Annotated in this window: 12 protein-coding genes; 5 read left to right on the forward strand and 7 right to left on the reverse strand. The window is 68.5% G+C overall.

The window, feature by feature from the left end:
* A partial coding sequence (locus tag GQS65_RS20705) for a Zn-ribbon domain-containing OB-fold protein (RefSeq protein WP_233265225.1) occupies positions 1-204 on the reverse strand: 204 nt, incomplete at its 3' end.
* Complete coding sequence (locus tag GQS65_RS20710; RefSeq protein ID WP_158206524.1) at positions 201-1,367, reverse strand: thiolase C-terminal domain-containing protein; 1,167 nt, start codon at positions 1,365-1,367, stop codon at positions 201-203. The genes GQS65_RS20710 and GQS65_RS20705, both read right to left, overlap by 4 nt.
* Positions 1,368-1,493: 126 nt before the next feature.
* On the opposite strand from GQS65_RS20710, the gene GQS65_RS21500 reads away from it, so the two are divergent.
* The gene (locus GQS65_RS21500) at positions 1,494-3,569 is read left to right on the forward strand and encodes a DUF7289 family protein (protein WP_199268519.1); all 2,076 of its coding nucleotides are present in this window, start codon (positions 1,494-1,496) and stop codon (positions 3,567-3,569) included.
* Positions 3,570-3,579: 10 nt separating this feature from the next.
* Here the strand turns inward: GQS65_RS21500 and GQS65_RS20720 are convergent, their stop codons facing one another.
* The 3 genes from GQS65_RS20720 to GQS65_RS20730 form a co-directional block, all read right to left on the reverse strand.
* Entirely contained in the window at positions 3,580-3,801 is a 222-nt protein-coding gene (locus tag GQS65_RS20720; protein WP_158206525.1) for a hypothetical protein, read from the reverse strand.
* On the reverse strand, positions 3,802-4,176 hold the full coding sequence (locus tag GQS65_RS20725) for an AtzH-like domain-containing protein (protein ID WP_158206526.1): 375 nt from the start codon (positions 4,174-4,176) through the stop codon (positions 3,802-3,804).
* An 84-nt stretch (positions 4,177-4,260) separates the two neighbouring features.
* Positions 4,261-4,809: a hypothetical protein gene (locus tag GQS65_RS20730; RefSeq protein ID WP_158206527.1), complete on the reverse strand. Its 549-nt coding sequence runs from the start codon at positions 4,807-4,809 to the stop codon at positions 4,261-4,263.
* A 91-nt stretch (positions 4,810-4,900) separates the two neighbouring features.
* Between GQS65_RS20730 and GQS65_RS20735 the strand changes: the two genes are divergently transcribed.
* Entirely contained in the window at positions 4,901-5,665 is a 765-nt protein-coding gene (locus GQS65_RS20735; RefSeq protein WP_158206528.1) for an enoyl-CoA hydratase/isomerase family protein, read from the forward strand.
* A 164-nt stretch (positions 5,666-5,829) separates the two neighbouring features.
* Here the strand turns inward: GQS65_RS20735 and GQS65_RS20740 are convergent, their stop codons facing one another.
* Positions 5,830-6,210: an FAS1-like dehydratase domain-containing protein gene (locus GQS65_RS20740; RefSeq protein ID WP_158206529.1), complete on the reverse strand. Its 381-nt coding sequence runs from the start codon at positions 6,208-6,210 to the stop codon at positions 5,830-5,832.
* A gap of 54 nt (positions 6,211-6,264) precedes the next feature.
* Positions 6,265-6,933 (reverse strand): SdpI family protein, encoded by a 669-nt coding sequence (locus tag GQS65_RS20745; protein WP_158206530.1) that lies wholly within the window; start codon positions 6,931-6,933, stop codon positions 6,265-6,267.
* A 127-nt stretch (positions 6,934-7,060) separates the two neighbouring features.
* On the opposite strand from GQS65_RS20745, the gene GQS65_RS20750 reads away from it, so the two are divergent.
* From GQS65_RS20750 to GQS65_RS20760, 3 genes are all read left to right on the forward strand, one after another.
* The gene (locus GQS65_RS20750) at positions 7,061-9,841 is read left to right on the forward strand and encodes an AAA domain-containing protein (RefSeq protein ID WP_368280396.1); all 2,781 of its coding nucleotides are present in this window, start codon (positions 7,061-7,063) and stop codon (positions 9,839-9,841) included.
* Between the two features lie 67 nt (positions 9,842-9,908).
* A complete protein-coding gene (locus GQS65_RS20755) occupies positions 9,909-10,442 on the forward strand; it encodes a DUF6789 family protein (protein ID WP_199268520.1) in 534 nt (177 codons plus the stop codon).
* A gap of 2 nt (positions 10,443-10,444) precedes the next feature.
* Positions 10,445-11,743, forward strand: a complete 1,299-nt coding sequence (locus GQS65_RS20760; RefSeq protein WP_158206532.1) for a lactate racemase domain-containing protein — start codon at positions 10,445-10,447, stop codon at positions 11,741-11,743.
* Positions 11,744-11,847: the final 104 nt, after the last annotated feature.

The raw sequence follows: 11,847 nt of genomic DNA on the forward strand, positions 1-11,847 counted from the left end.
CTGCTCGGGAGGGACCTGGACGGTCGTCTCGGTGTAGACGACGCCCTCGCGGGGGAGCGCGGTGCGTTCGAGGTCGCGCGAGCCACACTCGTCACAGACGAGAAACGGGGTCGCGTAGGTCCGCCCGCAGTCCGTACAGGTGACGCCGAGCAGGTCGCCCTCGCGCAGGGCGTCGGCCCACTCCTCGTGGGTCAGGGCGCTCATTCGCGCACCTCCATCACCGTGACGACGGTAGTTGCGGCGTCGCCACCCAGGTTGTGGGCCAGACCCTTCGTCGCGCCGTCTATCTGGCGTTCCTTCGCACCGCCTCTGAGCTGTTCGGTCAGTTCGACGATCTGGCCGGTCCCGGTCGCGCCGATGGGGTGGCCCTTCGCCTTCAGACCGCCCGAGGGGTTGATGGGTCGGTCGCCGTCGAGCGACGAGCGGCCCGCCTCGGCGGCGGGGCCACCCTCGCCGTCCTCGAAGAAGCCGATGGCTTCGCTGGCCATGATCTCCGCGCCGGTGAAGCAGTCGTGGACCTCCGCGAAGTCCATCTCGTCGGCGCTCGCTCCGGCCTGTTCGTAGGCCTGTGCGGCCGCCTTCCGGGCCGCTTCGGTCGCGTGGGGCACCGGCTTCGCGCCCAGCGGGACGACGTCGGTGGCGTGACCGACGCCGCTCACGTCGACCGGGTCGTCGAAGGAGTCGGCTCGGTCGGTCGAGGTGACGAGCACCGCCGACGCGCCGTCGGAGAACGGACAGCAGTCCATCAGCCGGAACGGGTCGGCGACGACCGGTCCCTCCAGCACCTCCTCGACGGTGGTCTGCTTGCCGAAGTGGGCGATGGGGTTGTGCTCGCCGTTGGCGTGGTTCTTCACCGCGACGTGTGCGAGTTGCTCCTCGGTGGTCCCGTACTCGTGCATGTGACGCTTCGTCAGGAGCGCGAAGACGCCGGGGAACGTCAGCCCCGTCGGCTGTTCGTAGTGGCGGTCGGAGGCGCTGGCGAAGATGCGCGTCATCTCCGCCGTCCCCAGGCCCGTCACGGGGGTACAGCGTTCGGACCCGCCGACGAGCACGGTGTCGTGGACGCCCGCCTCGACGGCATGGACGGCGTTCTTGAACGCGTTCGCGGAGGTGGCACAGGCGTCCTCGAACCGCTGGCAGGGGACGCCCGCCAGCCCGATACGCGAGGCGGCCTTCGGCGCGAGGTGGGTGTCGTTCTCCGTCTGACCGCCCATCGCGTTGCCGAAGTACAGCGCGTCGACGTCGTCGGGACCGACGCCCGCGTCGTCGAACGCCGAGAGAGCCGCCTCGGCGAACAGTTCCGAGAGTGTCGAGTCGTGGACACCGAACTTCGTCATTCCGGCCCCCACGACGCTCGCTCGTGGCATACGCTCTGTCGAAGATGCAGCTACAAAGACGTACCGAGGGCGACCCATACCGCCCGGACTGTATCGGAAAGCCGACTGTCCTGCCCAAGGCAAGGTGTTAAGGTTTCTGGCCGCTTGTCGACTTTCATGAATATCTCTCGTGCGTGCAGGCCGGGCGACTCGGGTGACCGGGGCCAGTCGCCCGTCATCGGCTACGTCCTCCTCGTCTTCCTCACCATCGCCGCCGTCTCGACCATGCTCGTGGTCGGGGGGCAGGCGCTCGGCGGCATCGAGGACCAGGCGGAGGTCCAGCGTGCCGAGACGGCGTTCACGCAGCTCGACGCCAAGGCCGCGATGGTCGCACTCGGCGAGAGCGAGTCCCAGAGCGTCGCTCTCGGCGTTAACGACGAGGGGAACTTCAGGACCGAGTACACCGGGACGGTGACCATCACACAACGACTCCCCGATGGTACCGAAGTCAACGTCCTCGACCAGCGACTCGGGCAGATCACCTACGAGAAGAACGGTGAGACGCTCGCCTACCAGGGCGGCGGCGTCTGGCGTGGCGACGGCCGGTCGACGACGATGGTCTCACCCCCCGAACTCCACTACCGCGGCGAGACCCTCACCCTCCCCATCGTCGCCGTCTCGCCCGGTGTGCACGACCCGCGCCAGTTGACGGTCAGGAAGAAACACGACTCGGTGCGGGTCGGCCCCGGCCAGGTCCAGAACTCCGTGATGGTCGTCACCATCCAGAGCGAGTACTACATGGGCTGGGCGACGTTCTTCGAGGAACGGGTCGACAACTCCCAAGTCATCGTCGATCACGACGACCAGACGATTACGGCGGAGCTGGGGCGTATCGAACACCCAGCGGAGTTCAACGACGCGTTCACCATCGAACAGGGTGACGTCCACATCGGAACCGGGAACGCGAACGTCGACGGGCCGATTTCGGTCGCCGGCGACGTCCACACGAGCGCCGCCGGGACTCACTCCGGAACGCAGTCGAGTTACTCGGGGGACCACTACGCGATGGACCCGTTCGTCGACGGACAGCTACAGTCCGCGGAGAACGACCCCGCAGTCATCGACAAGGGAGCCACCGAGGGCGGAACGCTGACCGGTGGCAACACCTACTACTACGAGGACGGGATGGCTCCGACGTCGGACGTGACCGCCGACCTCTCTGCTGGGAACGTCACCGTCGTCGTGAAGGGTGACATGGTGTTCGACAGCGCGAACCTGCTGGTCACGAACCCCGGCGACCACCACCTCCGAATCATGCTCGACGGCGACTTCACGCTCCGGAGCCAGACGATGTGCGTCGAGAGCTGTGGCGGGTCCGTCGACGCCGAGCACCTCCAGGTCGTCGGCCGGTCGACGACGCAGGTCGGGATGGCCAACGGCGGGACGCACTTCGAGGGCGTCATCTTCGCACCGCGTGGGTCCAACGGCGAAGTGTCGGGGCCGAACACCGCGTTCCCAACCTCACAGAACCAGTGCGACTTAGGTGGCTACTACGCCGATGTCTGTATCGGGACGGGGAACTCCGTCCTCGACGGAGCGGTCATCGCAGGACCGGTCACCGTGCGACAGTCGAGCGACGTGAACTTCGACCCCGACCTGACGACCATGGACATCACGCTCCGCTCGGACACCGTCATCGCACCGCAGCTGTCGTTCCTCCACATCTCGGTGAACACCGTCACCGTCGACGGACCGTTCGGTGTCGGCGCGACGGCGACGCCGCCGACACCGAACGACGGTGTCGTCGTCAACCCCGGTGATGGAGGTGGTGGGGCAGGTACCGGTGGTGGGGGCGGCGGTGGCGGGGCTGGCGCTGGTGACGGCGGTAGCGACGACGGCGGCTCCGACACTGGTGATGGCGGCGGTACCGGTGGTGCCGGTGACTCGAACTCTCCACCGACTATCGAGAGCGTGACCATCTCGTCGGAGACATCCGGCAAAGGCAACAGCGGGGTGCGGACGTTCACCGCCGAAATCTCGGTCAGTGACCCCGACGGCGACCCGCTCTCCGTCGAAGCCGAACTTCAGCGAAAGCACGGGGGCAGTTGGACCGTCGTCGATTCGAAGACGGGCGACCCCTCCGGCGGCGAAGTGACGGTCACACTCACGGGCGACAAGCCGAAACGTGACTTCAGAATCAAGCTGACGGTCGAAGACGGAACCGCCACGAAGAGCAAGTACGTCACCGAGTAGGGACTGTCCGCTACCGCCGAACCCGCTTCACTTCTCCCGTCCCCGGAAACACCACGGCCACGACTATCGCGCCGAACACCAGTCCCACGCCGGTCACCAGCGCCACCTCCAGCAGTGTCGGACTCCCGAGTAACGTGATGAGCCCCGCCGAGACTCCGATGAGCAGGACGAACCCGAGTTTCAGCCAGCGCATGTACTGCGAGCGCTCCTCGGTGGTCATCGGCCCGACCATCTACAGCGCCTCCGTCGTCGAGACGTGTACGCTGGCGAAGCGCCACTCGCCGTCGACCCGGACCAGCGTCCCCGACCAGCGCGTCTCGAACTCGTAGCGAATCGAGCGCTCGGTGTCGGTCCAGCCCATGAACACGCTGTCGGCGAACCAGGCGGTCTCACCGTGCGCACCGGTGACGAGGTCGGAGCTCTCGACGACCCACTCGCGGGTCGTCTCGGTCTGGCTTCGGAGGCCCTCCGCGACGTCCTCGACGCCGTCGAGTCGCTCCGAGAGGCCGAACTTCACGGTGTCGGGTGAGTCGAGGAAGAACGGCGCGAGTGGGTCGCCCGAACGGAGGGCGTCGTAGTACGCCTCGATGGTGTCCGCGACGGTCATACCGACGCGAGGGCGGGGCGAGACTTACGGCTACTGGATGCCGGGCGAGGGAGGCGGTGAGCGGCGAGTCACGCCGCCCCGCGGCTACTGGAACCCGTGACCGACGCCCCCCTCGTCGACCAGGTCGTCGAGGTCGGCGTCGAGCAGGCGGTCGGCCTCCTCGAACTCGTCGGCGAGGTGGTCCAGTCCGTCGGGCCGGCCGTAGGCGTCGTACTCCATCGGGCCGTAGGCGGGGCTGTCGAGGGCGTCCATCACGTCCTCGAAGAAGTCGCCGGGCGTCGTCGGGGCGTCGCGGTGGGTCTCGACGACCGACCCGAGGCGCTTCACGGCCTGTTCGGCGTCGTTCCCGTCTTCGATGCCCCGCTGGACGCCGAAGCGACCGCCCGCACGCTCGGGAAAGAGCGGGTCGAGGTCGTCGTCGATTCGACGGGCGAGTTCGGTGCCGACGCCCTGTACCTCGAAGGGGTTCTTCGCGTACGTCTTGAGTTGGAAGACGCCGGCGTCGGGGTGGCCGAGGTAGAGGTCTTCACCGATGCCGTCGTGCCGGTCACCGGCGACCGCTCGCCAGTCGTCGGGGGCGGCCGACGACTCGGCGACGTCGTCGAGGATGTCCCGCCAGTCTCGAACGCGCATACACCGAGTCGGTCACAGTCGCGCTTCAACGTATCGGCCCTCGGAGAGGTCGGCGCGAACGCTTACAACGGCGGTGGGCGTCACCCCGACCATGTCCGGCGATCCAATCCGACGCGAACGAACCGGTGACGTCCTGACGCTCACCGTCGACCGCCCCGACGCGCTGAACGCGCTCAACACCGAGGTACTGGAGGACCTCCTCGACGCCATCGAGTCCGCCGACGCCCGCGTCCTCGTGCTGACGGGGGCGGGTGACGACGCGTTCGTCGCCGGCGCGGACATCTCCTACATGCAGGACCTCTCGACGGCGGAAGCACAGGAGTACGCCGAGTTGGGCCACGCAGTGACCGACGCCATCGAGCAGTACCCCGGTCCGGTCGTCGCCGCGGTCAACGGCTACGCCTTCGGCGGAGGCTGTGAGTTGGCGCTCGCGGCAGACCTCCGGGTGGCGAGCAACACCGCCGTCCTCGGTCAGACCGAGATCGACCTCGGTATCGTCCCCGGATGGGGTGGTACGCAGCGCCTGACCCGTATCGTCGGTGACGCCACCGCCCGGCGGATGGTGTTCTTCGGCGAGCGTGTCGACGCCGAAGACGCCCAGCGCCTCGGCCTGGTCGGCGAGGTGGTCGCTCAGGACGAACTCGACGACTACGTCGCAGAGATGGCTCGGGAACTCGCGGAGAAACCGGCGTTCGCCCTCCAGAGCGCGAAGGAGGCGCTCAACCAGGTCCACGAGATGCCACAGTCCGCGGGCCTCGCGTTCGAGCGTCGCCTCTGGTCGGGGCTGTTCGGCACGCACGACCAGCGCGAGGGGATGGAAGCGTTCGTCGAGAAGCGCGACCCCGACTTCGAGTAGAGGAGACACACGGCTGTCTCACGGTCGGTCTGGCTAGCAGGCGACACCGGCCGCTCCGCGAGCGGACCGTCGCACACCCGCCTCCCCACTCGCGGCCTCTCTCAGCGCACGACGACGCTGGCCGCGTCTCCACTGATAAACGTCGGGACGGTGGACGGGGTCGGTCAGTCGAACACGACGCCGTCGTACTCGCCGACCAGCACGACGTCGCCGTCCTCGTTGGTGCACTCGGCGCGTGACTGGACGCGCGTGCGGCCCTCCTGTGGTTCGACGTCAGTGATGGTCATCTCACAGCGAACCGTCTCGCCGGTGTAGACCGGCCGGTGGAACGTGAGGTCCATCGTCCGCGCGACGAAGTCGAGGTCACCGCCCAGCTTGGTGGGGAGCGTCGCGGTGAGCAGACCGTGAACCATCAGTCGCCCCTCCTCGTCGGCTTCGACGTGGTGTTCGCCCTCGTCTCTCGAGACGTCGGCGAACCGCTCGACGTCCTCGCGGGTGAACGTCCGTTCGTAGCTGGTCGTGTCGCCTGCCGAGACGTCGGTCATACCCAGTGCGGGGCGAGGAGGGAGGTAGTCGTTACGGCGCGAGCGAGACTCGACTCACAGCCCCGACTCCGTGCCGTCCGTCCCGTCGTGGCGACGCTCGTACAGCACGTAGGAGTAGCCCACCGTGATGGCGGCCGTCAGGAGCGCCGGGACGAGCAGGAAGTAGAGCGCGTACTCCCCGAACGCGAGGCCCACCAGCGCGACGAGAGCGGTGAGTTTGAACAGCCGTGCGGCGAGCGCGTGGGTTCGGTCCCACACCGCCTCGTCGCTGAGCGTCCACGGCGTGCGAACGCCGACGAACCAGTTCGGCTCGACCCGTTCGAGGAGGACGCCGACGCCGTAGAACAGCACGGCGACACAGCCGAGCACGACGAGCGTGACGTCGACGGCGTAGCCGAGGTTCGCGGCGACGGTGGCGACGTGGATGACCAGCATGAACCCCGCCAGTAGTACGACGAACCAGTCGTAGGTCGCCCGGAACGTCTCGACGTTCTCGCCGAGCGGGTCGACGCGCGGGAGCACGGCGAGCAGCGCGACCAGACCCGCAGAGAGCAGTGGCACGAGCGCGAGCGCGGTCGTCTTCGACATCGAACCGCTCGGGTCGCCGGCGGCGTCCCAGCGCGTGACCAGTTGCTCGGGGAGCGCCGGTGCGGCGAGCACGCTCACCGCGGCGGTGAGGCCGACCAGTCCAGCAGCGATACCGAACCGCTGTCGAGTGTTCATGTGTCCCTGTACGGGTCGCGGAGAGATAAATCGGCAGTCGTTGCCGACACCCGTGCGTGGTGCGCTCGTCCTCGCCGACGGTTCGGACGACCGACACGCTCTTTTTCGCTCGCCCGTCCGTTCAGGTGTGACACTGCGCGGCGTCGTCAGTGAGGTGGGGGACCCGAAGACCGTCAGCACGCGCTACGGCGACCGCGAACTGCTCGAACTGTCGTTGCGCCCCGACGAGGGGCGTGGCGACCCCGTGACCGTGACGCTCTGGCCGAAGTGGACCGAACTGGCCGAGTGGATAGACCCCGGCATGGACCTGCTGGTCACGGACCCCGAGACCGAGGAGTGGAACGGCGAGACGCGCTACAGTACGTCGAAGGAGTCGTTCGTCGTCGTCGAACCCTCCTACCTCGTGAACGTGACCGACGTGCGCTCGTGGGTGCAGTGCCCCCGAATGTACTACCTCGGGAACCTCACCGCGACGCCGCTGAACTACCCCGTCGTGAAGGGGACGCTCGTCCACGAGGTGTTCGGGGACCTGCTCCGGGGCCGAGACCTGGACGAGGCCATCGAGGACCACGTCGCGGACGCCGGCCTCGAACTCGGCCTGCTCGGACGAACCGCCGACGAGGTGGCCGGCGACGTCCGCGAGAACGCCCGCGCGGTCGAGAACTGGCTGGCGCAGGGTGCCCTGGGGCAGGAAGACGACTGGCGCTCGGAACGGACGCTCATCGGGGAGCGGTTCGGCCTCAAGGGCCGGGCCGACGCCATCCGTCGCGGCGTGCCGGTCGAACTGAAGACCGGCAAGAACCTGCGGAAGGAACCACGCTTCCAGGACAAGGTGCAGGCGGCGTGTTACGCGCTCCTGCTGGGCGAGTACGGGGCGGAGGGGCGGACGACGGGCGTGGCGGCCGACGGCGGGGAGGTGACGACCGCCGAGGACGGCGAGGGGCCGACCTACCCCGACACCGGGACGCTCCTCTACACGAAGAACAGCGTGCTGGACCGCCACGAGGAGACGGGAGACCTCTCGCCCGCGAAGGACTTCACCATCGGACGTGGCTTCCTCCAGTACGTCGTCCGCCAGCGCAACCAGATTGCGGCCACCGCGGTCCGTGGCGACGTGCCGACGGGCTACGAGTCGGGCGCGAAGTGCGAGTACTGCTTCGAGCAGGACACCTGCATGGTCGTCGCCGGGCGTCTCGACGAGGAGTCGAAAGCCGGACAGATCGGGTCGCCAGTGCCCGAGGCAGAACGCGAGTACCTCCGCGAGACGTTCGCGGCCATCGAGGAGGAGCGTCGTTCGGTCCACCGCGAGTACGCGAAGCTGTGGGAGCAGAGCGCCGAGGAGCGCGCCGACGACGACAGAGCCCTCATCGACCTCGAACCGCTCGGTCAGCGGCAACTCGACGACGGCCGCTGGGAACTCCGCGCGGAGGGCAGCGACGCCGTCTCGAAGATTCGTGAAGGTGACGTCGTCCTCGCCAGCGACGGCCACCCGACGCGTGGCGTGGCCGAGTTGGCCCGCGTCGTGACGCTCGGTGACGAAATCGTCGTCACGACGGACGAACCGGTCGACCTTCGGCGACTCGACGTCTACCCCTCGGAGTTCGGCGTCGACCGGATGCTCACGGCGGTCCACGACGCCGTGCTGAAGGGGAGTCAGGACCGCAAGGACGTGCTGTTCGGCCGCCGTGCGCCGGCGTTCGACGACGCACGAGCGGCGGGACGGACGTTCATCGGCAACAACGAGGCGCAGGACGACGCCGTTCGACTCGCCGTGACGGCCGAGGACTGCGCCGTCGTCCAGGGTCCACCCGGCACCGGAAAGACGTACACGCTGGCGACGACGGTCCGAGAACTGGTCGCCCGGGGCGAGCGCGTCCTGCTGTCGGCGTTCACGAACCGTGCCGTGGACAACGCGCTCGAAGCGCTGGTCGACCAGGGGTTCACCGACGTCGTCCGCGTCGGCACGGAGTCGGGCGTCCGCGAGGACATGCAGCGGTTCCGACTCTCGACACGTGGCGACCCCGACGAACGCGTCGCCGAGTTGGAAGGGGCGTCGGTCGTCGCCGCCACGACCGCCTCCTGTGGCTCGCGTCTCGTCCAGTCGCTAGAGTTCGACACGGCCATCGTCGACGAGGCGGGCCAACTCACCGAACCGGGGAGCCTCGCCGCCGTAAACCTCGCCGACCGGTTCGTACTCGTCGGCGACCACCAGCAGTTGCCACCGGTCGTCCGAAGCGAGAGCAGCGAGGCGCAACGCGCCTCGAACGCGAGCGGTAGTGGACCGCGAGCAGACCTGTCCGAATCGCTGTTCCAGCGACTCATCGAGGAGTATCCGGACGCGTCGGTGATGCTCGACCGCCAGTACCGCATGAGCCAGCGCATCCAGTGGTTCTCCTCTCGGGAGTTCTACGACGGGAGGTTGCGACCGGCGGGGCCGGAGGTCGCGGGACGACGGCTCGACGACCTGCCGAATGTCTCGGAGGCCGCCCTCCCGCCGGAACTCGCCGACCCCGTGGCGTTCGTCGACCCGTCGGGACACCGGACGGGCAACACCAACCCCGTGGAGGCCGAGCGAGTGTGTGAGGTAGTGCAGTCGTACCTCGACGCCGGCGTCGCCCCCGAGGACGTGGGCGTCATCGCGCCGTTCCGCGCACAGGTCTCGGAGGTTCAGCACCGAGCGCCCGAGGGGGTCGCCGTCGACACCGTCGACCGGTTCCAGGGGTCCGACAAGGAGGTCATCGTGCTCTCGACGGTGGCGACGGGTGCCCTCGACGGCCCCATCTTCGAGGACCATCGCCGGATGAACGTCGCGTTGAGTCGGGCGAAACGTGCGTGCTGTCTCGTCGGTGACCAACGGGCGCTCCGCAGTGACCCGTTCTACGAGCGTCTGCTGGAGTGGGCGACGTAGCGAGCGGGCCGAACAGGGGGTCGTCGACGGACACGCCTTTTTGACGACGGCTCCCCTCGGTAGGGGTATGTCGACCGACGCTGAGGAGAGCGGAGAGCTCTCGCCCGAGGAGAATCGAGGTGAGATCACCCCCACTGCGACGGAGGACATCGCCGCCATCGTTCGGGACGGCCTCATCGGCGCGGCCGGCGGGTTCGTCGGTACCGCGATGATGACCGTCGTCCTGCTCGTCGCGCAGGTGTTCGGCGCGTTCGACTTCGAGTCGTTCGCGGAGTTGGCCGCCCTGCTCAGCCTCGACGCCGTCCTCTCGCCGGGGCTGACCGTCGCGGTCGGCTACCTCATCTTCCTCGCTGGAGGGATGACGACGTGGCCGCTGCTGTTCGCCTCGGTCGAACGCTATCTCCCTGGGTCGTCGCTCCCGCTCCGTGGTGTCTCGTTCGGGTTCGTCCTCTGGACGGGGTTCGTCATCGCCTTCTACGGCGACCAGACCGGTAACGCACTCTACATCTACGTCGTGCTGACGCTCGTCGCCCACTTCGTCTTCGGGTTCGGCCTCGGCCTCGTCTTCGAGTACTTCGCGACCCGCGAGGACATCGTCTGAGTATGGACCGCGACGACGACCGGTCCGTCCGCGTCCCGCTCGGTGACGAGTCGGTCACGGTCGACCTGCCAGACTGCACCGTCGACGTCGCTCGCGCACCGGGCGGTGCCCCGGTCGACCCGCGAGCGGCCGCCGAACGGGCACTCGACGACCCCCACGGCCCGTCACTGGGGACGCTCGTCGACCCAGACGACACCGTCGCCGTCGTCGTCACGGACCTCACGCGCGCGACGCCCGACGAGGCGCTGCTCGCACCGCTCGTCGAGCGACTCGAACGACTCGGTGTCGCCCGCGAACAGGTCAGCGTCGTCGTCGGCCTCGGTCTCCACCGCCCGATGACCGACGCCGAACTCGACGCGATGCTCGGCGCGTTCGCACCGCTCGCGGAGAACCACGACCCCGACGACACGGTGACCGCAGGGACCGTCGACGGTGTCCCCGCGAGCCGTGCGAGTGGGGACTCGTCGGGCGAGCGGAGCGAGTCCGACGGTGTCGCCATCGAACTGAACCGGACCGTCGCCGCCGCCGACCACGTCCTCTCGACGGGGATGGTCGAACCCCACCAGTACGCCGGCTTCTCGGGCGGGGCGAAGACCGTCGTGGTCGGGGCCGGTGGCGAACCGCTCATCCGCCACACCCACGGCCCCGACATGCTCTCGAAGGAGGGTGTCCGCCTCGGCCGTATCGCCGACAACCCGTTCCGCGAGTTCGTCGACCGGGCCGGCGACGTCGCGGGCGTCGAGTTCTGTCTGAACGTCACCCGCGGTCCGCAGGGTGTCCTGGGTGTCGCGGCCGGCGACCCTCGCGCGGTGGTCCGCGAACTCGCGGCCACCGCCCGCGACGCGCTGGCGGTCACGGTCGACGACGGGTACGACGCCGTCGTGGCGGGCGTCGGCGCACCCAAGGACGCCAACCTCTACCAGGCGACGCGTGCGGCCACCTACGTCGTCCTCGGTGCGCACGACCCGGTGGGCGACGACGGTCTGGTCGTCGTCCCGGCACGCTTGCAGGAGGGTGCCGGCGAGGGGCGTGGCGAACAGCGGTTCTTCGACCGACTCTCGGAGGCGACGGACCCTTCCTCGCTGTACGACGAGATGCGTACGGGCTACGAACCGGGAGCACAGCGCGCGTTCGTCGTCGCTCGCACGCTCCGCGAGCATCCGGTGTACGTGACGAACAGCGACCACCCCGAAGTGGTCGAGCAGTGTCTGATGACGGCCCGCGAGAGCGTCGGAGACGCTGTCGACCCCGGCAGTCGGGTGCTGGTCGTCCCCGACGCGCTGAACACGCTGTTGCGCTGACGCGCGGCCGGCAGTACGTTCATTCCGGTTCGGCGAGTGGCGAGTGACAGTGACTCCACCGACGCGACTATCGACGGGAGGCGACGAGGGGTGGCACCGATGAC

Origin of the sequence: Halomarina oriensis, assembly GCF_009791395.1 — an archaeon.
Lineage (GTDB): Archaea > Halobacteriota > Halobacteria > Halobacteriales > Haloarculaceae > Halomarina > Halomarina oriensis.